The 22,756-nt window shown below is 49.2% G+C and carries 23 protein-coding genes; 6 read left to right on the top strand and 17 right to left on the bottom strand.

Going from position 1 to position 22,756, the window contains the following annotated elements; genetic code table 11:
* Window positions 1-321: 321 nt before the first annotated feature.
* The 4 genes from AC5JLP_RS17750 to AC5JLP_RS17765 form a co-directional block, all read right to left on the bottom strand.
* Window positions 322-1,203, bottom strand: a complete 882-nt coding sequence (locus tag AC5JLP_RS17750; protein WP_496069263.1) for a hypothetical protein — start codon at window positions 1,201-1,203, stop codon at window positions 322-324.
* A gap of 349 nt (window positions 1,204-1,552) precedes the next feature.
* Entirely contained in the window at window positions 1,553-1,714 is a 162-nt protein-coding gene (locus tag AC5JLP_RS17755) for a hypothetical protein (RefSeq protein WP_496069264.1), read from the bottom strand.
* Between the two features lie 277 nt (window positions 1,715-1,991).
* The gene (locus AC5JLP_RS17760; protein ID WP_496069265.1) at window positions 1,992-2,705 is read right to left on the bottom strand and encodes an ABC transporter ATP-binding protein; all 714 of its coding nucleotides are present in this window, start codon (window positions 2,703-2,705) and stop codon (window positions 1,992-1,994) included.
* 45 nt (window positions 2,706-2,750) lie between these two features.
* Entirely contained in the window at window positions 2,751-3,557 is an 807-nt protein-coding gene (locus AC5JLP_RS17765) for an ABC transporter ATP-binding protein (RefSeq protein WP_496069266.1), read from the bottom strand.
* A 113-nt stretch (window positions 3,558-3,670) separates the two neighbouring features.
* Here AC5JLP_RS17765 and AC5JLP_RS17770 point away from each other — a divergent pair, with 113 nt between their 5' ends.
* Entirely contained in the window at window positions 3,671-4,903 is a 1,233-nt protein-coding gene (locus AC5JLP_RS17770; protein ID WP_496069267.1) for an acyltransferase family protein, read from the top strand.
* A 6-nt stretch (window positions 4,904-4,909) separates the two neighbouring features.
* Here AC5JLP_RS17770 and AC5JLP_RS17775 read toward each other — a convergent pair whose 3' ends face one another.
* The 3 genes from AC5JLP_RS17775 to AC5JLP_RS17785 all read right to left on the bottom strand — a co-directional run bounded on the left by AC5JLP_RS17775 (window position 4,910) and on the right by AC5JLP_RS17785 (window position 6,891).
* Complete coding sequence (locus AC5JLP_RS17775) at window positions 4,910-5,332, bottom strand: GNAT family N-acetyltransferase (protein WP_496069268.1); 423 nt, start codon at window positions 5,330-5,332, stop codon at window positions 4,910-4,912.
* Complete coding sequence (locus AC5JLP_RS17780) at window positions 5,333-6,259, bottom strand: branched-chain amino acid ABC transporter permease (protein WP_496069269.1); 927 nt, start codon at window positions 6,257-6,259, stop codon at window positions 5,333-5,335.
* A 239-nt stretch (window positions 6,260-6,498) separates the two neighbouring features.
* Entirely contained in the window at window positions 6,499-6,891 is a 393-nt protein-coding gene (locus tag AC5JLP_RS17785; RefSeq protein ID WP_496069270.1) for a hypothetical protein, read from the bottom strand.
* A gap of 194 nt (window positions 6,892-7,085) precedes the next feature.
* On the opposite strand from AC5JLP_RS17785, the gene AC5JLP_RS17790 reads away from it, so the two are divergent.
* The gene (locus AC5JLP_RS17790; RefSeq protein ID WP_496069271.1) at window positions 7,086-7,523 is read left to right on the top strand and encodes a GxxExxY protein; all 438 of its coding nucleotides are present in this window, start codon (window positions 7,086-7,088) and stop codon (window positions 7,521-7,523) included.
* Window positions 7,524-7,562: 39 nt separating this feature from the next.
* Here the strand turns inward: AC5JLP_RS17790 and tyrS are convergent, their stop codons facing one another.
* Window positions 7,563-8,768, bottom strand: a complete 1,206-nt coding sequence (gene tyrS, locus AC5JLP_RS17795; protein ID WP_496069272.1) for a tyrosine--tRNA ligase — start codon at window positions 8,766-8,768, stop codon at window positions 7,563-7,565.
* 291 nt (window positions 8,769-9,059) lie between these two features.
* On the opposite strand from tyrS, the gene AC5JLP_RS17800 reads away from it, so the two are divergent.
* Window positions 9,060-10,973 carry a transglycosylase domain-containing protein gene (locus tag AC5JLP_RS17800; RefSeq protein ID WP_496069273.1) on the top strand — a complete coding sequence of 638 codons (1,914 nt, stop codon included), beginning with the start codon at window positions 9,060-9,062 and terminating at the stop codon, window positions 10,971-10,973.
* An 88-nt stretch (window positions 10,974-11,061) separates the two neighbouring features.
* Here the strand turns inward: AC5JLP_RS17800 and AC5JLP_RS17805 are convergent, their stop codons facing one another.
* A complete protein-coding gene (locus AC5JLP_RS17805) occupies window positions 11,062-11,385 on the bottom strand; it encodes a DUF1825 family protein (RefSeq protein WP_496069274.1) in 324 nt (107 codons plus the stop codon).
* A 178-nt stretch (window positions 11,386-11,563) separates the two neighbouring features.
* Window positions 11,564-12,544, bottom strand: coding sequence for a DNA polymerase III subunit delta (gene holA, locus AC5JLP_RS17810; RefSeq protein ID WP_496069275.1), 981 nt, complete (start codon window positions 12,542-12,544; stop codon window positions 11,564-11,566).
* Between the two features lie 237 nt (window positions 12,545-12,781).
* Here holA and AC5JLP_RS17815 point away from each other — a divergent pair, with 237 nt between their 5' ends.
* Window positions 12,782-13,567, top strand: coding sequence for a DUF1868 domain-containing protein (locus AC5JLP_RS17815; protein WP_496069276.1), 786 nt, complete (start codon window positions 12,782-12,784; stop codon window positions 13,565-13,567).
* A gap of 104 nt (window positions 13,568-13,671) precedes the next feature.
* On the opposite strand, the gene AC5JLP_RS17820 is transcribed toward AC5JLP_RS17815, so the two are convergent.
* Entirely contained in the window at window positions 13,672-14,094 is a 423-nt protein-coding gene (locus AC5JLP_RS17820; protein ID WP_496069277.1) for a transposase family protein, read from the bottom strand.
* Window positions 14,095-14,643: 549 nt separating this feature from the next.
* Between AC5JLP_RS17820 and AC5JLP_RS17825 the strand changes: the two genes are divergently transcribed.
* Complete coding sequence (locus AC5JLP_RS17825) at window positions 14,644-14,841, top strand: hypothetical protein (protein ID WP_496069278.1); 198 nt, start codon at window positions 14,644-14,646, stop codon at window positions 14,839-14,841.
* A gap of 73 nt (window positions 14,842-14,914) precedes the next feature.
* Complete coding sequence (locus AC5JLP_RS17830) at window positions 14,915-16,549, top strand: PRC-barrel domain-containing protein (RefSeq protein ID WP_496069279.1); 1,635 nt, start codon at window positions 14,915-14,917, stop codon at window positions 16,547-16,549.
* A gap of 126 nt (window positions 16,550-16,675) precedes the next feature.
* Here the strand turns inward: AC5JLP_RS17830 and AC5JLP_RS17835 are convergent, their stop codons facing one another.
* The 6 genes from AC5JLP_RS17835 to AC5JLP_RS17860 form a co-directional block, all read right to left on the bottom strand.
* Complete coding sequence (locus AC5JLP_RS17835; RefSeq protein WP_496069357.1) at window positions 16,676-17,182, bottom strand: DUF726 domain-containing protein; 507 nt, start codon at window positions 17,180-17,182, stop codon at window positions 16,676-16,678.
* A gap of 212 nt (window positions 17,183-17,394) precedes the next feature.
* Window positions 17,395-18,429, bottom strand: coding sequence for a type 2 isopentenyl-diphosphate Delta-isomerase (gene fni, locus AC5JLP_RS17840; protein ID WP_496069280.1), 1,035 nt, complete (start codon window positions 18,427-18,429; stop codon window positions 17,395-17,397).
* A 111-nt stretch (window positions 18,430-18,540) separates the two neighbouring features.
* Window positions 18,541-19,074: a bifunctional pyr operon transcriptional regulator/uracil phosphoribosyltransferase PyrR gene (gene pyrR / locus AC5JLP_RS17845; RefSeq protein WP_496069281.1), complete on the bottom strand. Its 534-nt coding sequence runs from the start codon at window positions 19,072-19,074 to the stop codon at window positions 18,541-18,543.
* Between the two features lie 258 nt (window positions 19,075-19,332).
* Window positions 19,333-20,889 (bottom strand): circadian clock protein KaiC, encoded by a 1,557-nt coding sequence (gene kaiC / locus AC5JLP_RS17850; RefSeq protein WP_496069282.1) that lies wholly within the window; start codon window positions 20,887-20,889, stop codon window positions 19,333-19,335.
* 99 nt (window positions 20,890-20,988) lie between these two features.
* Window positions 20,989-21,309 carry a circadian clock protein KaiB gene (gene kaiB, locus AC5JLP_RS17855; RefSeq protein WP_496069283.1) on the bottom strand — a complete coding sequence of 107 codons (321 nt, stop codon included), beginning with the start codon at window positions 21,307-21,309 and terminating at the stop codon, window positions 20,989-20,991.
* Window positions 21,310-21,411: 102 nt separating this feature from the next.
* Window positions 21,412-22,362, bottom strand: coding sequence for a circadian clock protein KaiA (locus tag AC5JLP_RS17860; RefSeq protein ID WP_496069284.1), 951 nt, complete (start codon window positions 22,360-22,362; stop codon window positions 21,412-21,414).
* Window positions 22,363-22,756: the final 394 nt, after the last annotated feature.

Consider the following 22,756-nt stretch of genomic DNA (forward strand, 5'->3'; position numbering starts at 1 on the left):
CATCCTCTTGTAACCAGAAAGTGTAATCTGTCGTTTAAAAGACACTTCCCGAAAACAAGATACGGAAGCAGCGTTCACAGCAGAAAACGCCTCTGCATGTATCTGCTCTTTACGATTACAGTTTTAACAATTCGTTGAACAAGTCGCTACTCCCATAAGGAGTACTGTCGTGCCAGACTGTTACGCTAAATGGGTTTATGCTAAGCGGGTTGAATTTGCCTGGTTGTTACTTCTTGGCTGAGATTAGCCGTGTGTTCTCCAGGACGGGTTCCCACTATTGATCCGCTTTCTCTACAATTCTTCCTAGACCACCGCACGCCTTCATTGATTGACTGCACGGCCTTCGCGGTAGCCGTTGAAATGCAGGGACTTCTGTGGTTTGCTTGCGCGCGCTCCGTCCTCCAACCGATATTTCAAATCGCTTCCTTCTACCACAATGTCGCCCAGCGCGGTCTTCACGTACAGCTTCCCGTGGCGAATCCGTAACACCTGTCTCAATTCAGGATGAGAGAGGGCAGAGTCTAGCGCTTCGGGTTTGTCGAGAAAGTTCGCTGGTGTTGGAGTCGATCGTTCGAGGGTAGTCCTAGTCGGTTGGTCGGCTCTATTGAACGGCTGGAGCGATCGAGCAAGTTTGGGTGCTGTTGTTGGCGGGGTTTTCTCAATGGTCTGCGGTGTGGGCGATCGACGTAGCCAGATCAGCCACTCGTCGCCCGTAAAAGACACTTCGCTCACCAGGGTCGTTACGAAGAGAGTGCCCTGGCTGCAAACAATGTTGCGAATGGGATACCAGGTGTCGCGGGCAAAGATTAAAAGATCCATATGAATGCCATGTATGCCGCTGTGACGGGCGGTTCTCCACCATTCCTTCCATAGCTCTCTAGCGGTGGCATGAGCCAGCTCATAGCCTGCCGGAATATCATCGGCTCGGTACTGCAAAAAGCCTGGTTGATCACCGCTGGGAGTCGGCATAAAATGACGAGCCAGCAAAATTTGGTGGATAAGTGTACCGTACTCAGACTGTTGCCGCACCAAAAGGGTTCTACGACTGCCAGCACATTTAAGAGAGGCAATCAGCCCTCCTCGTTTTGCCAACAGCTGAATGCTATCGAAGGCGGGTTCAATCCGTAGATTCTGGTTTGCCGCTAACGTTGCTTCACCGCTGATAAATTGCTGAATTAAGGTCGCGTCATCAAAGGTAGGCATGGCTCAAAGAAACTGTGAATGTTAGATGCGTTTTGGGTCGCTCCAGCCTTGTGGTTGACTGAAACAAGCCGCTTAAAAGCAGAAATGAGGTGGTAGCGAGGCCCGATCAACACAACGGGATGAAATGCTGAGAAGCGATATGGAGGGCGCTGTTGAAGAAGAAACGTCTGTTCTTTGTCTGATAAGGCTTAAAGTGGTACCTGATGCCTGCACTCAATGAGACAGTTTGATTGCAACCATCAGCGCAGAGCTGTATTCAAGCATGGCTGAAGCAAGCCTTTAAGCCTGAAGATTGCATAGATAGAGCGTTCGGCAAGCACTTGCAGACTGTATTCAACACAACGCAAACTCAGTTGAGAACAGTTGAGGCGGTGCTGCTTTGGCAAACATGCGACGAGACGGTAATGCCAGCAGTTTCTAATGCCTGTTTTTGCTGGATACTTAACGCTAAAAACGGCTTTAGGACGATCAACGGCTTTGGGGGGCAGCCACGATCGTCGTCACAGTTCATGTCGTTTGGGAAACGTTCAAACGTCTTTGCGGTTAGCCAAGTGGGGGCACCGGGCTTGCTGCGTTGTGAATGAACAGCATTGCAGAAAGTTGTAATGTTGTAGATGCGACCTCACACCGATTTGCGTTCACATGTAACTTGCGATCACAATTAAAATCATAGGATCTGACAAAAGCGGTGTTGGTGTCTTTATCGAGTCTTTGAAGAAAGAGCCAGCTTTCTGAGTATGGTATGAAGCTGATTGAAATCGAATCAGTGTTTATCCCAGGTAAGCTGGTTAACCCAGGTAAGCCTTTTTGACCTGATCGTCGTTTAGCAGATCGTTGGCAGCGCCGCTGAGGGTGATCCGTCCAGCTTCTAAAACATAGCCGCGATCAGCATATTGCAACGCCAGGGTGGCGTTTTGTTCTACCAGTAGGATGGTTACGCCTGCGGTATGGAGGGTTTGAATGATGCCGAAAATCTCGCGTACGATGGCAGGTGCCAGTCCTAAGCTTGGCTCGTCGAGCAGCAGCAGTCTGGGGCGACTCATGAGAGCGCGGGCGATCGCGAGCATTTGCTGTTCACCACCGCTGAGCGTACCTGCAAGCTGATGGCGACGTTCTGCTAAACGGGGAAAGGTGAGGAACTGTCGCTCGATATCCGCTTTGATACCGAGGCGATCAGTGCGGGTATAGGCACCCAGTTGCAAATTATCGAGCACCGTTTGTCGTGCCAAAATTCTGCGCCCTTCAGGGCTATGAGCGATGCCTAACCTGACAATTTTGTAGGCAGGTTGACGCGTAATGTTTTGTCCGCTGTAGAGAATGCACCCGTCCCGAATGCTGATAATGCGTGAAATGGCTCTCAGTGTAGTCGTTTTGCCTGCGCCGTTCGCTCCAATAAGCGTGACAATTTCGCCCTCGTTAATGTCGAGATCGATCGCCTGTAACGCTTGAATGCCACCATAGTTGACGCTGAGCTTTTGGAGGGTGAGCAGGGGGGGGAGCATGGAGCAGAAGGTAAAAGTGGGAGTGGGAATCGGGAGTGAGTTGGTTTATTCGGCTCCGAGGTAGGCTTCGATGACGGCTGGATCGTTTTTGACTTGAGCGGGTTCACCGAGTGCGATGAGTTGACCGAAATCGAGAACGGCAATGCGATCGCACAGACCCATGACCAGCGGTACGTGATGCTCGATGAGTAGTACGGTCAAGTTGAACTGGTTGCGAATCTGCCGGATAAAGCCGCTAAGCTGATGTTTCTCACTGGGATTCATACCTGCGGCTGGTTCATCTAGCAGCAGCACTTGCGGTTTTAAGGCGAGGGCACGGGCGATTTCTAAGCGACGTTGATTGCCGTAAGCGAAATTTTGGGCTTGTTCGTCAGCGCGATCGCCCAGACCGACCAAATCTAAAAGTTCGATCGCCGTGTGTCGGCTTTGCTGCTCTTCTTGAGGGGCAGGTGGCAACCCCAGTACGCCTGTAAACACGCCACTACGGTTGTGGATGTGCTGAGCAATCATGACGTTCTCTAGCGCTGAAAGATTGCCAAACAGCCGAATATTTTGAAAGGTACGAGCGATGCCCCTGGTTGCAATTTGATGCGGGCGCAAGCGGGAAATGTCTACGCCCTGGTAAAGCATTTGTCCACTAGATGGTGGAATCAGCCCGGTTACAAGGTTGAACAGGGTCGTTTTGCCTGCTCCGTTAGGGCCGATCAGGCCAAACACCTCACCTTTTTTGACAATAAAGGAGACGTTGTTGACGGCAATGAGGCCACCAAAGCGGCGGGTCAGTCCTTTTGCCTCTAGCGTCGAGCCATGATCAGATTCTGGGCTAGCATAGGCAGGTTCCACTGGAGGCATGGAGTCGTTGGCAAGCAAGACGAGCGGTTGATGCTCTTATTGTCTCCGATCGTGCTCAGTTTTTGATGGCTAATTTTTGATCTTGAACTGAAAGTCGTCTACGGTTTCTCGTTATGACCATTACCAGCATCTTCCCCGCGATCGGTCTTGGCATCCTGCTCTTTTGGGGTGCAAATCTCATCGTTGATCGTTCCTCTTTTTATCAAGCAGCGATTCAATCTTCTGAAAAAGCTCAATTTAAAACGTTGGACGGGCTAAGAGGCTTTTTAGCACTGGGCGTCTTTTTGCATCATGCTGTGATCAATTACCAGTATTTTCAAATTGGCACCTGGCAAACTACGCCATCTAACGTTTATGCCTTCTTAGGGCAAGGTGCAGTCGCGTTCTTTTTTATGATTACGGGGTTCTTGTTTTGGTCAAAAATGATTGCCAAACCTAGCTTTAATCTTAAGGACTTCTATGCCAAACGTGCCTTGAGAGTGTTACCAGCGTACTGGTTTTCGTTGGTGCTGATTATTCTTATTGTTCTGATTTTGTCTCAATTCTCACTCAAAGTGAGCTTGGCAAGATTTTTAATGCAAATTGGTAGCTGGGTTGTGTGCGGCGTTTACGGTTTTTCAAATACGAATAAGGAGCTGTTTCCTGATCTTAATTACAGCTCAGTTGGGCTAATCAATGCCTCCGTGCAGTGGACATTAACCTATGAGCTACAGTTCTATCTTGTGTTGCCGCTGCTTGTTTGGTTTGTAAAACCCTGGAGGTTTTTGGGGTTATTTCTTGGGTTGCTTACGTGTAGTTTGATCACGCCTTATGTGCCGTTACTGACTGTAAGGGGCTTTCTATTTGGGATGGCAGCTGCTTACTTAGTGAAACGGTTAGGATCGAAGCAGTGGCTTTCCGGTGGATGGCTTTCGCTATGCATTCTATTGCTTTTAGCAGCGATTCCTCTTTTGATCGCACCGCCCTATATTGAGAATATGAAGGCGATCGTACTTATTTTTTGTGCCTTCGTTTTCATTGCCAGTGGTAATGATCTCTTTGGGTTGCTGACCGCTCCTGCATCGAGATATCTTGGCACAATTAGCTACAGCGTTTATCTGCTGCACGGCATTGTGCTCTTTTGCGTTTTGCGACTGGTCAATTTGGTCTATCCCATTCAGGGTATGAACCCAATTTACTTTTGGATGATGGCAAGTGTTTGTGGTTTGCTTGTAATTGCTTTGTCGGGGATCAGCTATCGGTATGTTGAGTATCCATTTTTGCGGTTAAAGCCCTCGATGAAGCGTGTGGAAAAGCCAGAACTTGCCCGAACAAGTCCTGTCCCAGTAAAAAGTAAGGATGGCTAACGATCGCTATAGTTTGAGCGCAAAATGGTGGCTGGTAATTTCCATACGCTGACGAAAATAAAAGCGATGAGCGATGAAGCGCTGCACGCCAGAATCGAGACTCAATTGCTGGCAATTATGCGCTCTGGCGTAGTTAATGAGCCATTGAAAGAGTGCTTCGCCATAGCCATGAGAACGATCGCTCGATCGCGTGACCAAATCATCGACGTATAAAAACTTGCCTGAGGCGAGGCATTCTGATAATCGAAACCCTGCAACGGCTTTAACCAGTTCTTGGTCATCGAGATAGGCCAGTTGATAGCCGTTCTGCTGTTGTCGTTGCACCTGTTGGACGAACTTGGATGCCAAGAGATGAGGGCGTAGTTCGAGCATGATGGGGAAACAGCGATCGAACTCCCTCTCTGATACAGCAAGGGCAATATGGTACATCTAGGCTCTCTGTCTGGGTTTGCGTGGTTTGAGCAGGTTAGGAGTGACCAGCCCTTGTGGGAAGAAAACGGAACCGATCACAATCAGTAAGCCAAACAGAATCAGACGACCATCCCGGAGGAATTGCGCTATCCACGAGGGCAGTCCGGGTGTATCGGCAGCCGCACGGAGAATCTCTGGTAGCGCGGTGAAGATCATGCCGCCCACTACAGGCCCAACTACCGTTCTAGAGCCGCCAATCAGCACGAAGGTCAGATAAATAATGCTGGCATCAAAGGTTCCTTGACGGGCATTCCAGGTGTTGAGGAAGTGAGCGCTAACTGCACCAACAATGCCTGCCAACATAGCACCTAGCGCAAATGCCAGGACTTTGTAGTAGGTCGGATTAATGCCCATCGCATCGGCGGCGAGTTCATCTTCACGAATGGCGATGAAGGCCCGACCGATACGGATATTTTCAAGGCGATAAACAAACGCGATACTGATAGCCAGTAAGGGTAGGACAACCCACAGATAGTCGATCGCCGCATGAAACGGTTGTGGAATGCCGAAAATGCCGACTGCGCCACCTGTGATCTCCAGGTTGAGCGCGAGAATGCGAAGAATTTCGACGAAGGCAATGGTGGCGATCGCGAGATAGATACCCCGCAGCCGTAGTGCTGGAATGCCCACCAAAATCCCCAACAAGCCACAAACAAACCCAGCCACCAGCATCTCTAGCAGCAGGAGTGGAATGGGAAAAACTCCTTCGGGTTTGAAGACCTGCGTTGACAAAATCGCTGCGATGTAGCCCCCTAACGCATAAAAACCAGGACTTGCCAGTGATAGCTGTCCTGCCATGAGCGGTAGGTAAAGCGATAGCCCCAGCATGGCTCCCAAAAGCATGGAGACGATGAGGAAGCCATAGGTAGAGAGAAAATCAAACATCGGAGCCGTGTGGAGTAGTTCGTTTTTAGCGTTCAGTCTGCTTTCTCTGCGCTCAAAACTGACGATCGCAGGGACACGATCGTGAGTATTCTACACTGCTTGCTTTCTTCTCTTGATGTGATGATTTGGTGGTGAATTAAAGGACGTAGAAGCGATGCGTTCATTGCTGTAAACGAGCGCATGCCCTCAAGCCATCTCTCTTCGTCAGCTTGAGGGCATGAAGACGGCGCTACAAAGATTTAAGCAGCCCAATAGTTTTTCTTGATCCAGTCCTGCATTTCGGTTTCAGATTGTGTCACCAGCCGTTGCCCTGTTTTGGGGTAGTAAACGCTCCAGTACGCGTGCCCTTTGCCGTCGGCGAGTTGCGTTACTTGAAGCTGGTACAGGCTAGGAACGGTATCTGAAAAATGATCCCACAGGTGTTGAAACCACGCTTGCACAGGGTTAAAGGATGCGTGTTGTACCGCTTTGCGCTCTCCTATCAACTGCTCATATTCACGCTCTAGCAACGCGGTCAATTGCTCGTTGTGACCAGTTCTAGCGACCTCTAAACGATGGGTGAGTGAGGCGAGCATGCTGGAGAGATGTTTAAGTTTCAGGTCAGAATCGTTAATTAGTGTAGATGTAGTCATAGTCGGTCAGGAGTGCCTTATTCGTCCAATATCACTCTTACCAGTTTATCTTTCACCCATAGCATTTCGATAATTACAGTCAAATTTGATACAAAATTAAATCGTTCTGTAAATTGGCTCTATGTGCATCCATTGCCAATTTATCCTTCACGGCAAAAAAGAATGCTGAATGGGAGGGTTGATATTGAGGTCTGATGATGAACCGTAGAGACGCGGAGACGCGGAGTTTTGATGAGTTAACGCAGCAGACGATCGGAGCGTGTATTGAGGTGCATCGTCATCTAGGGCCAGGGCTATTGGAGTCTGCCTACGAGCACTGCCTCTGCTATGAGCTATCGTTGGCTGGTCTGGAGTTTGAGCGCCAAAAGCCATTACCCATAGTCTATAAGGGTGTCCAGCTAGATTGTGGGTATCGTCTGGATGTAGTGGTGGAGGATAGGCTGATTCTGGAGCTAAAAGCGGTTGAGGTGCTTCTACCCGTTCACAGCGCACAATTGCTAACCTATCTCAAACTCTCTTGCTTAACTGTGGGATTGCTAATTAATTTCAATGTCCCTGTTCTCAAGAGCGGTCTGAAGCGAATTGCCACCAACTTTCAAGAAACCTCTGCGTTCTCTGCGCCTCAGCGGTGAGATGAAACCGCCGAGACGCTAAGTTCACTGAGAAAAGGGTTAGATGAGGAAGCGGACGAATTTGTTTTTGCCGAGTTGCAACACTTTGCCAACGAGATCATCGGGAACATTGAAGACACGATCGACCTCCTCAACCTTTTCCCCATCTAACCGCACGGCTCCCCCTTGAATTTGACGTCGTGCATCCGAACTGCTTTTGCATAAACCACTGGCACTGACAAGGAAGAACAGCTTGGCAGGAAATTGTACTGAAGACAGGGAGAATTCAGGAACCGTATCTGCCTGAGTCGTATTGCCTTGCACGAGGGCGATCGCATCTTGTTGTGCCTGTTTCGCAGCGGCTTCACCGTGATAATGGGTAACGACCGTCAGCGCCAGCAGCTTTTGCGCTTCGCGGGGATTCTCAGGGATATGGTTGATCGGCAAATTGGTGAGCAGTTCAAAGTAGGACTTAAGCAGCGTATCGGATGTTTTCTCTAGCTTGGAGTACATAGTGAGCGCATCTTCTGACAAGGCCACATAGTTTCCCAGCGATTTCGACATCTTTTGAATGCCATCGGTACCTAGCAAAATGGGGACGAGTAGCCCAAACTGGGGACGTAGCCCGAAGTGACGCTGCAAATCTCGACCGAGCGCAATGTTAAATTTTTGATCAGTGCCGCCAAGTTCAACATCGGCTTCGATGGCAACAGAGTCGTAGCCTTGCATGAGGGGATACAGGAATTCATGCAAATAGATGGGATCGCCCTTGTCATAGCGTTCTGAAAACCCCTCTTTTGCCAGCATTTGCCCAACCGTTGTGGTGGCGAGGAGCTGTAGAATTTTGCTGAGATTCAGGTTCGACAACCACTCTGAGTTGTAGCGAATTTCCAAACGTCCTGGTGTTTCAAAGTCTAAAATCGGACGAACTTGATTCAGATACGTCTGGGCATTGGCGCGCACCTCGTCTTCGGTTAACTGACGGCGGACTTCTGATTTGCCTGTGGGGTCGCCAATACGAGCGGTAAAGTCACCAATAATCAAAATAGCGGTATGTCCCGCATCCTGAAACGCTCGCAGCTTCCGCATCGGAATGCTATGCCCTAGATGAATGTCCGTCCCGGTCGGGTCAATGCCTAACTTGATACGAAGAGGGCGATCGCTCTGCGCTAACCGTTGCTCCAGATTCTCATCACCGCTGGTAGACTCGACCTGATCGGGAAAAATTTCGCTGATGCCACGTCGCAGCCAGGACAGATTAGACATTGTTATCAAAAAACACGGAAGGGTAACAGGGCACAGAGCCTCAAATGCTTGGTAAGGCTAACGCGCATTGGCACTTCCTTAATGAAGTTATCAACAAGCTGCCTGCCATTAATTTAACGTGGTTTGTCATCCATCCCGTAGTTATGATGTTAACCTTGCTGCTAAAGCCGTGCGGATACCTCCGTTTCGGGCATGAATAGTATGATTGAGTACCTGTGACGCGATCGCTGACTACCTAACACGATCGCTAAAGACTGCCCTGTTTCATCGTTGCAAGGATTTAAAGTCGTCGTGGCATCCAACACTCTTCAACAACGCAAACACCCTGGCGCACCAGACACGATTTATCAGATCGTTAAAACCGTTGGCAAGGTGACGGGTGGTATGGTACTTGGCGTCACGATGCTGACGAGTTCTGTCGTCGCTGGTGGGCTGGTGGGTCTAGCTATCAGCTTTCGTAACTTGCCAGATGTGCGCATTCTCCGTAGCTATGTGCCCAGCGAGACGACCCATATCTACGATGTGAAGGGCCAGCTGCTGACCAGCATTCATGGCGAGGCAAACCGAGAAGTCGTGCCGCTAGACAAGATCTCGCCCAACCTCAAGCGGGCTGTGTTGGCGATCGAAGATAGCTACTTCTACTCTCATCATGGAGTAAACCCAGGTGCCGTCATGCGCGCCTTCTTAGCAAACTGGTCAACAGGGTCAACGGTTGAAGGCGGCTCGACCCTGACCATGCAGTTGGTCAAAAACCTGTTTCTCACACCGAAACGTGCCTTTAGCCGCAAAGTGGCAGAGTCTGTGCTGGCGCTCCGGTTGGAGCAAATCTTCTCCAAAACTCAGGTCTTTGAGATGTACCTGAACCAGGTCTACTGGGGACACAACACCTATGGCGCTGAAACGGCAGCTGAAAGCTATTTTGGCAAATCTTCTGCAAACCTGACTCTGGCGGAATCTGCCATGATGGCAGGGCTGATTCAAGCTCCCGAAAGCCTTAGCCCTTTCATTGACTACAAGGCTGCGAAGCAACGGCAGCTAACTGTACTGCGTCGCATGAGAGATTTGCACTGGATTACGCCCCAAGAGGAAGTAGCTGCCCGGAAACAACCCATCAAACTGGGTAAAATCACGTCTTTTCAAGGTAGCACCATACCCTATGTCACCGAAGCAGCAGTGCAGGAGCTGACAAAGCGGTTTGGGAAAGATGCTGTCCTTAAGGGTGGGATGCGAGTACAAACCACAGTTGATACCAAGCTCCAGCGTGTTGCTGAAGATGTTGTCGCTCGTGGGCATGCAAATTTACTGAATCAGGGCGTCTATGCTGACCAAATGGCTTTAGTAGCCGTCGATCCGCGCACCCATTTTGTGAAGGCGATGGTTGGTGGGGTGGATTATCGTAAGAGCCAATATAACCGAGCTATGCAATCTTTACGGCAGCCTGGTTCGGCATTTAAACCGTTTGTCTACTACACAGCGTTTGCCTCTGGTAAGTTCACGCCCGATTCAACGATTTCGGATACGCCTGTAAGCTATCCCGATGGTTACGAATACTACTCGCCGCAGAACTACGATCACACGTTCCGTGGCTCAATGCCTATCCGATCGGCCTTGGAACAATCGCGCAACGTTCCAGCCGTTCGCATTGGGCAAGAAGTTGGGTTGAACAAGGTGATCGATGTCGTCCGAACGATCGGCATTCGCAGCCCGATCGAGCCTGTGGTTTCCTTGCCACTTGGTTCGGTTGATCTCACGCCGTTAGAAATGGCTGGAGCCTACGCTACCTTTGCTAGCAACGGTTGGTATTCGGAAACAACCCTGATCGTGCAGGTTACAGACAGCACCGGCAATGTTTTGCTAGATAACACGCCGAAACCACAACTGGTACTCGATCCGTGGGCAACCGCTTCGCTGACCGACGTGCTACAGGGCGTCATCAACCGGGGAACGGCAGTGGCAGCAAGGCTTGATCGTCCCGCCGCTGGTAAGACGGGCACCACATCCTCGGAACGAGATATCTGGTTTGTGGGCTATGTGCCTCAACTATCAGCCGCCGTATGGGTCGGGAACGACGATTACCGTCCGCTAGGGCATGGCGCAACGGGTGGCGGGTACGTTGCACCGATCTGGCGTGACTTTATGCAACAGGCACTGCAAGGTATACCTGTAGAAAATTTTCGATCGCCCTCAGAGTTTAGCCGACCCTAGAAAGCGATTAGTTTTTAGTTGTTAGAAGAATTGTCTAACAACTAGAAACCTTTCTTGAATGCCCAAAGGGCTATACAACCAACAGCTATCACGCCGTTCTCTCGACTTCAGCTTTCATTCGCTCTAGCGTGCGGTTCATTTGGTCAAACATTTGCTGGGGAGTCATACCAAACTGACCGAGCTGGGTGCGAAGCTGCTCCACAGTCATTTGGGCCATAAAATCTTCAGAGAGTTCAAAGCGCTTCATGAAGATACGGTAGCGCTCCATCATAGTTTCCATCTGTTCAATGAACAGCTTTTTACCTTCGCGATCGAACTTCCCATAATCAGCCCCAAGCACCATCAGCGATTGATAATCCTCAAAAAGCTGTTTGGCGTCTTGCTGGACAATTTCAGAATCAAAAAATCCCATCGGTTTAAATCTTCGCTATTGATATGTGCCAAGGCAGACTGTGGTCGCGCTTGACACCATTATCTTAATTCAATGCCCGATCCGTTTAAATCAGCGATCGGTAGGGGTTTCACTACCTAAAAGAAGAGGGGCATTGTGTCTGGCACTGCACCAATCGCTCAAGCGTACCCGATCGCCATTATCGGCATAGCTCACATAGCTCAATAATTTTAGTTTGCAATGTGATCAGATCATCGGCCCCTCGCTTCAAGCTGGCTTCTAGCTCTAGCAGCAACGGCAGGGTCTGCACCAGCGTTTGGGAGGACAGTGACTCTACCTCTTTCTGCAAAAAATAGAGGCGCTTGGGGTTGCGCAGTTCGGCGGCTTTGGCAATCTCTTGTTCGCTGCGTTCGCCTGCATCTCGCATCACTTTAATCCACAGCCAGGTGCGAAACTGTGTGACCAGGCTACTGACGATGCGTAGAGCGGGTTCATTTTGGCGCAACAAGTCCGCAACTAAGTCAAGCGCCTGGGATGTTTGTCCCTGGCGGATGGCAGCGGCTAGCTGGATGGTGCTTTGGCTGTTGGCGGTTACAAGTGTAGCGATCGCCACTTCATCTAGCGGTTGATGCGAGTCACCGACATACAGCCACAGTTTTTCTAGTTCGCTATGCAGTTGCCGCGTGTCGTTGCCTACCAAATCGGCTAGCAGTTCCGCACCGTGAGCAGTTAGCTTAACCCCAACAGCTTGCGCAATTTGCTTCACTTGCTTGACCAGCAAATCGGTTTTCCAAGTGGGAATGAGAGAAAATTCTTGAAGCGTGGCGTGCTTTTGGAGTAGTTTTGTAGACTTTAAGCGACTGTCTGGCTTGTTGCTGGTGGTCAATAGCAAAGTGGTGCTTGCGGGCAGCTCTGGTAATGTGCGTTCTAGCTCAGTCAAAATCGCTTCAGGACAGCGCTGACAGAGCGTGGTTTCGGCTAGCCAGATCAGACGATGAGCTGCGCCAAAGGGTGGAGTCATAGCTTGATTTAAGCCCTGCATGATAGCATCGGGCTGCTCAGCGGTGATTTTGTCGTAATTAAAGCTGCTCCAGACGGGATCAAGCAGTTGCCGATGGAGCGTGGTTGCTGCTTGGGCGATCGCAAAGCTATCTTCGCCCCAGTACAGGTAAATTGGCATTTTGAATACCTCCCGTTCTCGCCCGTAATTGTATTGTCCTAGCAATCCTGCCCAATTGGCTTTAGATTATGGTGGGGATCAACTATTTTTGCACGCTGGTCTTTGACGGTTGGGTTGTGCAGGTGAGCATCGGTCAGTATCTACGCATAGCGAGATGCATCAGCTCTCTAAAACACCCAGTCCTAGAGAAGCACCCAGTCATAGATATGATGAAATAATCTTGCGAGGCGATCGACATTGGACGAGAACTATCAGACTTATCTGAATCGGGCGATGCGTTTGATCCTACCGGAAACGTATCGCTCTCAGGTGCAGCATCTTCAGGAATCTCCCAAATTTCAACACGACCCGGCAAGTGGTCGAAAAGCAGCTCCGTTTCCCGGCTATACGATCGTGACGCCGCCAGGAAGCGAGGACACAAAAAATGTGACTTTGCACGAGAGCCTGAACCAGTATCAGCAGCAACTTCTGCATAAGCTGGGCGGGGAGCTATTTGTGCCTGTGCCACCGGAAAGCTTTCACCTTACGGTGGCAGATTTAATCTGGGATAGTGCCTTTCGTGATGCCAGTCAGGAGAACCCTGGGTTTGAAGAACAGCTTCAAACCCAGATTGCAACGATTTTCCGTCAATCTCATGCGATGGTTGAAGGGAAACCTCTACAGTTTCAAGCACTGGGGCTGATGGTCATGCCACGGGCGATCGCGGTGTGTCTAGCGCCGACCGATGAGCATTCTTACGATCGTGCGTTGAAACTCCGCCGCGCCATCTTTCAGAACTCAGATTTGATTGGGTTAGGCATTGAACAACAGTACTACTTTACGCCTCACATCACGTTGGGGTATTTCGGCTCTATTCCTTCGTCTGAGCTACTTGCGGCTCTGAGCGACAGTTTTGTACAACTCAACCAGCAATGGCTGGAGCAGGAACCTCAAGCGTTTTGGGTCGATCGGGTTGAGTTACGCAAGTTTGATGACATGACCCGCTACTACCGCGAACCAGATTGGGCCATCTTCGAGTTCTAAGATCGTTGCATTGTGAACGTATCTTTCAGCGCTCTGGTGGTTGAGCTAACCGCTACGAGGCTAATGGTTGAAGCGCCTGTAACCCTGATTGACTGCCAAATCTTTCAATAATCGCCTGCACCGCCCTGCACTTTGAGGATATTGGTGGCGAGCAGATTCACGTCGCTATTGTCACAGGTTTCACTCCGATGCACCGTGTAGTCCATCCAATTCAGCCCATGTTTGGTGCGATTGCGGGCGTCAACATCATACGGCGAGTCAATTAACTGATGATGGGGCGGGAGCTGCTTCACGCCATCAAAGCCTTCATCACGCAGCGACCATCCCAACCCATCCTTCCAATCAATTCGACTCCGCATCGCTTCGGCTGCCTGTCGATCGCTCAGTCCTTCCATGAACTGCGTCACCCTCACCATCACTAATGGTTCAGGCGAGTAAGCCGCTTGTCCGCTCGTGGCACAGAACAACTCGGCAACTTGTTCATCCTCGTAGACCACTCCTAACTCATCGCGCAGGTTCAGGTACACATTCCCTTTTGGAAAAGCTTGTCGGGCAATCCGAGCGGTCTTAGGATCGCGGATTGAATAACTTCGACAAGTGAGATGTTCTGTAGGGGGCGCACGACCGTACGCCCGTACCTCAAGATCACACTTTAATTAATTCTCGTTCCTTAGCAGGGATCTGTTCAAAGTTTTGGGGTGTAGAGTTATAGCTGTTCTCCCTGTCCAAACCCGGTGCGTCGCTCCACTGATCTTCCAATCGTGCCTTTTTTTCTTGAATTCGCCACCAGTATCCTCAAAGTGCAGAACGGAGTAGGCGATTACGAAAAGATTTTTCATCCAATCATCTCTGCCTTCATACAGACTGCCGCGTAAAAAAAGATACCTCGCCTGGTAGGGAAATCTAAGAACGTTGTTTCTTATCATTAAAAGAGGCTCTAGTAAGCGGAAAGGAAATTACTAAGTGGTCCGACGCAATTAAACTGAACGTGCTACATGGGCTGACCGCTGACCGCTTTAAAAGTGCGTCCGTTTAATCGAGTTTTACATAGCATCTCAAATTTGAAGGAGTAACAAATGCCAAGACTTGTTGGGAAGCAGTCTCATACGGGCGAAAACATTACAGCGCTAATCACACTTGCTGCGGTCATTGGTGTTGCACTGGAATATATTGGCGTCATAAATGTAGTTCCTGGTTTTGGACGTGACGATCGCTACAGCCCACTACAAAGCCATGTCACTAGTGAACATGTAATAGCTCGGCATCAGCATTAAAAGAATGCGTTGAAGCAGAGCACACGGACACAAGATCTCATCGTTTTAGCAGGAGTCATGAGGGATAACAGCCATGCGTAAAGGCAGTGATGTCATCGGTAAAGTCGTCGTTACTTACGACACAGGTTTAAGAATTGAACGCATCCAAGATTTAATTTTTGATCAGGAAAGTAATCAAATTTTGGGTTTCTTGGTGCAGGAGAAAGGTGTGTTTCGCGATGCCAGAGTGATTCTCTTAGAAGAGGTTATGGCGATCGGTGCCGATGCGGTTGTCGTTGCATCTCAAGCGTCGGTGATCAAGGCGCACAAGCATCCCGAAATCAAAGCCATTTTGCGTCATAACAACGTCCTGAAAGGCACCAGAATTTTGACCACAGACGGGCTTAATCTGGGTACGTTAGTCGATCTATTTTTTGACAATCGCTCTGGTACGGTTGCAGGCTACGAGTCCTCCGGTGGCTTGTTTTCAGATGTGTACTCTGGGCGATCGTTTGTGCCCGCTCCCAAAACATTAAAAATTGGACGCGATGTCGCCTTTGTACCACCCGAAACCGCTGAGCTAATGCGTGAGCAAGTTGGTGGCATTAAAGGTGGCATTCAGGCGGCTGGTGGCAGACTGCAAGAAACAGCAGATACCGCAAGCCGTAGACTGCAAGCATCGGCAGATGCCGCGAACCGTCAATTGCAGGCATCGGCTGAGGTGGCTAACCTACGGCTCCAGGAAGCGGGACAGGCCGCTACCGAAGCACTACAGACTGCAAGCGAAGCCACAGCCGATCAACTGCAAGAGGTGGGCGGTAAGTTCCAGGACTTCGATCGCTCTGCCACAGCAACCTTCACCAATCAATTAGCTGACCCAACCGAGCAGCGGCTTTTTGTGATCGGTCGCCGCATAGAGCAAGACCTTTTTACCCAAGACAACACGATCCTGGCCCTGCAAGGTCAAGAAGTAGCGCCTGCTTTGGTTGAGCGTGCAGAGCAGTTGGGTATGCTGGATGCACTTTATGTTGCAACGGGCGGTAGTGTCACCGCACCATTAAGCCGCAACGTACAGCAAACGGCAGCAATGGCAAGCGATCGCATTCAGAATGCGACCCAAAGCGCGGCTGTAACGATTCGTCAATCTGCCAGTGAACTAGCGGCACGCAGTACGGTTGACCAGGCAAAAGGCCGTCGAGCATCGCGCATGGTGCAAACAGCCGATGGCTTTATCATCGCGGCTCCTGGGCAAATCGTTACCGACTCCGTGATTGCTGATGCCAAACTGCATGGCAAAGAAGTCGCGTTGTTAAGTGCGGTTGGGTTAGCGCCAGCAGAAGCCATTCGCTCCAGTGCCGATGATGCCTGGTTGGAAGGCCGATCGCAACTCCACGATCGCACTGCTCTTGCCCAAGAAAACATAAGCAACTTCTGGCAAACGTTACAAGAAAAAGCGCAGGAACTCCAGGGCCGCAGTGCCCGTGCGATTAAGCAGCAACGCATTGAGCAAGCGCTCGGTCGCCCAGTCACGCGTGTCATCCTCGATCCGCAGGACAACGTGATTCTCAATGTGGGTGAACTGATTACCCATCGTGCCGTGCGCTTAGCAGACGAGGGCGGCGTTCTCAATGTGCTGCTTGGCTCTGTCTATACGAAGGAACCCACGATCGACGATCGTGAAATTCGCGCCTCCGAGCATGGCACAGCCGCTCTGGAGTCGTACCATTAACCGTCTTTGCAAGCGAACTAATTGTGACACTGCCAGCAAATAAAACATACTGAGAACACCTCCCTGATTTCTGCCAGACTTTCAGGGAGACCGCTTATATGCGCTCAGTAGCGAATTGAGAGATGGTTAAATACCCCACAATCTTTGTCCTACAGTCTGTCTCAAAGCACGTAAGTAATTTACTTCAGAGTGAGATGCTCTGACTAAAGATGTTGCATTGATGTTAGTAACTTTAGGATGATAGCCTTTAATCGGTTTAAGTCCACATGGACTCGACCTTACTAAAAACTCTCCACTTCGATAGAGGCTCATCAATGTCGGATCTAGAGAGTTATAGACATTAACAACTTGTCCAACCAGGCTTGAAGTTGAACTTCCCCATTCTTTAGTCCTTCGAACAGCCCCACCAAGAAGAATCGTGTTGTTTAATAATTTCTTAGATGGCGACCAGTTTTTTAGCCCATAGTAAACAACCTGAACGCCGAGTGAGTAGCCAATTACTGACACAGATTTGTCTGGAAGGTTTTTAACTAATTGGTAGAAATGATCTCTACCGACGTTTTCAGCACGTTCCTTTACTCCGCTCCAATTGGCGCAAAGTTTGTCTGTTGAATCCCACCAAAGATAGTGGATTGAACCCTTCCATCCTGTATCTCTTAAAAACCACTTCCAGTCACTTTGGGTACTTCAATCAAAGCTATATTCTGACCTGTATCCCCTAATAATTATAAGTCCTTCAGACCAGCCTTTGGATGGTTCAACTTCAACTAGAAAAGGATCTTGCATGAGAATGTTGTTTTAGAAGAAACGCTCTGCATATGTAGAATTCCCTCAAGCTGATTCGTTTAATCAGGGCAACTAATTTTTTGCAAAATACTGGGCGATCGCAGAGCTTCCAAATTTTCACACCCCGTACAAAACATGGCGGTTGTCATTTCAGCCATCAAAATCTCGACCAGTTCGTAAAGTGCCGCTTCTGATTCGTGGGCCGCTTGCAAAAACGGGAGTGCCATGCCAGCCAGATCTGCACCCAGCGCGATCGCTTTGGCGGCTTCCAGCCCATCGCGCAGTCCACCAGAAGCAATGAGGGGCATGTGCGGGGCGATCGCTCTTACTGCGGTCAGACATTCTGCCGTCGGTAGCCCCCATTCTGCAAAGGTTTTACCCAAGCGACGCTGCTGGTCATCCGTTGCACGTTCGCTTTCCACCAAGGCCCAGGACGTACCGCCTGCTCCTGCTACGTCGATCGCGGCAATGCCCGCTTCCATCAGCTTGATTGCCATTGCGGCTGAAATGCCGTTACCCACTTCTTTGGCAATCACGGGCACAGGCAATGTCTCACACAACACCGCAATTTTGTCTAACAAACCTTGAAAGTTGGTGTCGCCTCTGGTTTGAATGCATTCTTGCAGCGGATTTAGATGCAGAATGAGGGCATCCGCTTCGAGATCATCGACCACACGGCGGCACTCATCCAGACCATAGCGGTAGTTCAACTGCACCGCCCCTAAATTTGCAAAGAGCGGAATATCACGAGCAACGGCGCGGACGGCAAACGTTGCAGCAACGTCTGGCTGCTCAACAGCAACCCGCTGAGAACCAACACCCATCGCTAACCGATAGTGTTGGGCAACGGCTGCCAATCTGTAATTGATGGCTTTGGCATGGTCTGTGCCTCCGGTCATAGAGGAGATCAAAAGCGGTGCGCCTAGCGTCTTACCAAGGAAGGTGGTCGTCAGAGTAATGTCATGGCGATCGATCTCTGGCAAACAGCAGTGGGTAAAGCGATAGCGCTCTAAGCCTGTTGTAATCTGGCGACACTGGACATTTTCATCCAGGCAAATGCGAAGGTGGTCAGCTTTACGAATCTGGGTTTCCATGAAGTGAGAGTGTGAGATGTGAGGTGTGAGCTATAAGCAAAGGCTAAAGCTGTTAACGTCACTTTTAGCCTTCATCCTTTATCCTTAAGCCTTTCTTCTACACCCTAACCCCTACACCCTGATTAACTCCACTCCATCGTGTCCATCAATGTCTTGGAGATAAACCCTGACCTGTTCTTCTTTGGCTGTAGGGAGTTGCTTGCCGATGAAGTCGGGATGGATGGGCAGTTCACGATGCCCGCGATCGACCAGTACGACCAGACGAATGACCTCTGGACGACCATAATCATTCACTGCGTTTAAGGCCGCTCGAATGGTGCGCCCTTTGAAAATGACATCATCTACCAGCACGACGGTTTTACCAGAAAGGTCGAAGGGAATATCGGTTTTGGCTGGAGTGCGAATGCCAATACTGTCCAAATCATCACGGTAGAAGGTGATGTCGATCGCCCCCAATGGCACCACCACACCTTCTAGTGCCTCAATTTGACGGGCTAACACTTCTGCCAGGTTGACCCCTCGCGTATAGATACCCAGGAGCACGAGTTTAGAGAGATCCGATCGTTCAACTACCTGCGATGCCAAGCGCGTCACGGTTCGACGGAGTTCTTCCGCTGAAAGAATTTCGACCACTTCTGGAGACATAAGAGTTAAGAGTTTTGAGTTGAGAGTTTTGAGTGTCGAGTTAATTTTTAACCTGCTTGAATAGCAAATACGGCTTTGCTATAGCGATCCTATTTGCTTTGTGAGTATGATTCTGATTTAGCTTACTCCTTCGGAGAAGTAAGCTACAGCGGTCAGCTTTAAATCTGGGCTGACGACTGACTGGGGCAGACATAACATACTTTTCACGAATGATTTAGAACTGCCCTATTCAAAACTCAAAATTCAAAACTCTCCTCTCTATCCTTCATCTTTTGGCTGCACTGCTTTGACAATGCGTGACAGTTCGCTTTTCTCATCAATTGCAATGCGTGTGGGTGAGCCACTAATAATGCGCTCAAAGTTGCGGAAGGAGTCTTTAATTTCGGGGCCACGCTCGCTAATAGTGTATTCACGAATGCCTTTGTCATGCCAGGAACCTCGCATCTTAAAGACATTGATTGCTCGTGCCATTTCACCTCTAATTTCAACGTATTGCAGCATCAAAATTGTGTCGGTGATGGTGGAGATATGGGAATCGGTGATGGAATGCGACCCCATAAATTGATCAGACGTATTGGTAAAGAAGCCCGTAATTTCTTCTTGTTTGGCAAAACCAGTGACGCCAATCACAAACTGACGAAAGGCGTTATTGCTGACACCACGAGCCAGAGCTGAAAGAGAATCGATCGCAATTCGTGACGGTTTAAATTCAGCAATTTCGGTTTTAATAATCTGCAAATGATCTTCTAAGCCTGCTGATTCTGGGTAGGCGCAGATAATTCTCAGTACGCCTTTTTGCTCCAATTCTTCAAAGTCGATGCCCCAGGAATAGGCATTGCGAGATAACTGAGCGCGTGACTCTTCATAGGCAAACAAAATGGCACGATCGCCTCGTTGGCAAGCATCTTGCAAAAACTTGCTCACCATCATGGTTTTGCCGGTTCCAGTTGCCCCCGTTGCCAGAATAATGGAGTCTTTAAAGAAGCCGCCGCCGCACATTTCATCCAGCGTTTTGACTCCAGATGAAACGCGCACATTAGACGATCGCTGAGTTAAACGCATCGCTCCCAGTGGGAAGATATTGATGCCGTTATTGGTAATGGTGAAGGGATACTCCCCCTTCATGTGGGTAGTGCCACGTAGTTTGAGAATCTCGATCGTTCGCCGCCGTCGTTCCCCCTCCAATACGTTACGAATAATCACCACATTATCGGAGACAAATTCTTCGACGCCAAAACGAGCGACGGGGCCATATTCTTCCACACGCTCTGTGGTCATCAGCGTAGTTGCGCCCACTTGCTTGAGGCGAGCGACCAACCGAAAAATTTCGCGTCGCACCACACCAGCGGAATCGTATTGTTGGAAAACGGCTGTTACAGAGTCGATCGACACCCGCTTCGCTTTGTATTTACGAATCGCATACTGAATCCGCTCAATCAAAGCTGATAAATCAAAATTACCTGCTATATCTTGCCCCTCTGGATCGGGAGATGCATCTAAAATAAAAAGCTTGCCTTCATTAATAAATTTCTGTAGATCCCAACCAAAACTGAAGGCATTTTTGATGATATCAGCGGGAGATTCTTCAAACGTGACAAAAATACCTGATTCGTCGAAATCAACAATACTGTGGTACAGAAATTGAATGGCTAATAGTGTTTTGCCTGTGCCGGATGTCCCACTAATGAGGGTTGTACGACCTGTGGGTAATCCACCGTGGCTAATGTCGTCAAACCCTTCAATCATGGTGCGAATTTTTTGCACACCGGGGATGTTGTGTTCGCCGTTTGGTGAACTTTGGCTCAGTTGGTTCATAGGATATGATTAAGACAATCGATAAACTGGCTTGTTTGTCGTTGTGCCGTACCGTTTTGCTATTGGTAGCATACGCCCTATCGTGAACAGTTTGATCGGTTACTCTAGCAAGTCAAAAGCGTCATCTCGTAGCTCTTCGTAGAGGAGATCCAGCCCAATGAGCACTTTTTCACGATCAGACAAGTCACCAATAATCTTACGTACAGGCGGCGGCAAAATTTTAGACAGCGTTGGAGTTGCTAAGATTTTATCTTCCTCGGCAAGTTGAGGATTCTTCAAAACATCAATCACTTTCAGCGCGTAAACACCTTGAAAGTCTTTTTCAAGAATGTCATTTAAGACTTTCAGCGCGCGAATTGAGCTTGGTGTATTTCCAGCAACGTAGAGCTTGAGGATGTAGGTTTTTTTAAGGGAGCTCATAGAAGGTTCAACAAGCATAAAAGCCAGGGCTGATGCCTCATTATTTTAGTGCGATCGTTTCCTAAAGAGACAGAGGTTGCAATACCGTTTCACGGATCAAGCTCACGCTTCTCTTGGTACAGAACGTCGATACATCTCGCATAGATGAGCGATCGTGTCAATCAGCGTCAGGCGATAATCTAGTAAAATGTCATCGCTACGGCCCTCCAATTTTAGCTGTTTCGCAAACTCATCCATCAAATCCATGTGGATTTCTACCACTTGCGACGTCGCAACATCGGCAAAGAAGGCAGAATTGACAAACTCATCAATGCGCTGATTGAGCGTGTCGTCTTCTCCAAAGTAATGTAAAACAATCTCTCGATATTCACTGCGGAGTTGCGCTAAGGCTTCTTGCTGCTGTGTTGCGGACAAATAGCGGAAGAAATTGCGTGGATTGCGCTTGTAATAAACGCCGAGATAACCCAGTCGTTCTTTGAGCTTTTCTGATAATCGCCGCTGTTGCAACATAAGGAAGTTTTGAGCACTGAGATCTGTCGCCAGATCAACCGTTGAAAGTGTGTTGCTTAAGCGACACGTTGGCGAAAGGTGAAGGAATTGATCGATCGCCCGTTCAATGTCATCGTTAACGGCTTCAAATTGATTCGGTGTAATCCACACTTCTGCTGTGTGATAGGCAAAGGCAAGCCCAAGGTAATCGACTGCTTTACTGACCCGCGTTGGCTCTATAGCAGCAGGAGAGGTGCTTGATTGGCTATTCTCAACGGTGGCTAATGGCTCTTCACTCACCACAACTGCTGGAAGCAGCGTTGCCTGACCGTGTAGCTGATGCGCAAGCTGAGGTAAGGTTGGGCTGCTACGTAGAACCAGGCAATCAAGGCTGTGCTTTTCTTGCTCCACAAAGGTGAAGAACTCATCGCTCGATTGCAGCAGTGTGATGAGATGTCGATCGCGGTCTAGCCAGGGTAAGAGTGCCTGAGTCAGCGGTTCAGACTCGAGGAAAATACCGATCGAGAGCTTAGAACGTTGCAAGTTAGGCGAAGGATGGTTCAAAACGATCTAAAACCTGGACACTGATTAAAACAGCCTTTGTTGCTCCTAGACCTCAAGCGTCTACTGCAAATGGCTCGAAAAGCTTTAATTTTTATTAAGATTCTAGCACTCAATTAATTATAGTTACAAACTAGCCGGACTCTGAGCATACTAGCCTGCTACAGGGGCATAATCGAGTGGTATTGCTCATCTATTGACCGAAATCGTTTACGTCTTCTTTTTACTCGTTGTGATTTCAGTCCTCGTTGTGACTTCAGCCACCTAAACATACCTAAGCATAAAAACCTCAGTACAAAAGTCTTTGTGTGCATGTGCTGATGGTGTCAGTGTCTCTAACTTTGATTGCGCCTGCTGGTTGTTGAAGTTTTGCTAAACCGTTGCCCGGTACAATTGC

This window comes from Stenomitos rutilans (genome assembly GCF_059505485.1).

Excerpts from the sequence above, each read along its gene's own strand:
- AC5JLP_RS17765 (WP_496069266.1), bottom strand. The coding sequence starts at position 3,557 with ATGCCTCCAGTGGAACCTGCCTATGCTAGCCCAGAATCTGATCATGGC.
- fni (WP_496069280.1), bottom strand. The coding sequence starts at position 18,429 with ATGGAAACCCAGATTCGTAAAGCTGACCACCTTCGCATTTGCCTGGAT.
- AC5JLP_RS17755 (WP_496069264.1), bottom strand. The coding sequence starts at position 1,714 with ATGAACTGTGACGACGATCGTGGCTGCCCCCCAAAGCCGTTGATCGTC.
- AC5JLP_RS17775 (WP_496069268.1), bottom strand. The coding sequence starts at position 5,332 with ATGTACCATATTGCCCTTGCTGTATCAGAGAGGGAGTTCGATCGCTGT.
- AC5JLP_RS17825 (WP_496069278.1), top strand. The coding sequence starts at position 14,644 with ATGCCAAGACTTGTTGGGAAGCAGTCTCATACGGGCGAAAACATTACA.
- AC5JLP_RS17750 (WP_496069263.1), bottom strand. The coding sequence starts at position 1,203 with ATGCCTACCTTTGATGACGCGACCTTAATTCAGCAATTTATCAGCGGT.
- AC5JLP_RS17805 (WP_496069274.1), bottom strand. The coding sequence starts at position 11,385 with ATGGGATTTTTTGATTCTGAAATTGTCCAGCAAGACGCCAAACAGCTT.
- AC5JLP_RS17830 (WP_496069279.1), top strand. The coding sequence starts at position 14,915 with ATGCGTAAAGGCAGTGATGTCATCGGTAAAGTCGTCGTTACTTACGAC.
- tyrS (WP_496069272.1), bottom strand. The coding sequence starts at position 8,768 with ATGTCTAATCTGTCCTGGCTGCGACGTGGCATCAGCGAAATTTTTCCC.
- AC5JLP_RS17785 (WP_496069270.1), bottom strand. The coding sequence starts at position 6,891 with ATGACTACATCTACACTAATTAACGATTCTGACCTGAAACTTAAACAT.
- AC5JLP_RS17760 (WP_496069265.1), bottom strand. The coding sequence starts at position 2,705 with ATGCTCCCCCCCCTGCTCACCCTCCAAAAGCTCAGCGTCAACTATGGT.
- kaiC (WP_496069282.1), bottom strand. The coding sequence starts at position 20,889 with ATGAACCAACTGAGCCAAAGTTCACCAAACGGCGAACACAACATCCCC.
- pyrR (WP_496069281.1), bottom strand. The coding sequence starts at position 19,074 with ATGTCTCCAGAAGTGGTCGAAATTCTTTCAGCGGAAGAACTCCGTCGA.
- AC5JLP_RS17790 (WP_496069271.1), top strand. The coding sequence starts at position 7,086 with ATGATGAACCGTAGAGACGCGGAGACGCGGAGTTTTGATGAGTTAACG.
- holA (WP_496069275.1), bottom strand. The coding sequence starts at position 12,544 with ATGCCAATTTACCTGTACTGGGGCGAAGATAGCTTTGCGATCGCCCAA.
- AC5JLP_RS17770 (WP_496069267.1), top strand. The coding sequence starts at position 3,671 with ATGACCATTACCAGCATCTTCCCCGCGATCGGTCTTGGCATCCTGCTC.
- kaiB (WP_496069283.1), bottom strand. The coding sequence starts at position 21,309 with ATGAGCTCCCTTAAAAAAACCTACATCCTCAAGCTCTACGTTGCTGGA.
- AC5JLP_RS17780 (WP_496069269.1), bottom strand. The coding sequence starts at position 6,259 with ATGTTTGATTTTCTCTCTACCTATGGCTTCCTCATCGTCTCCATGCTT.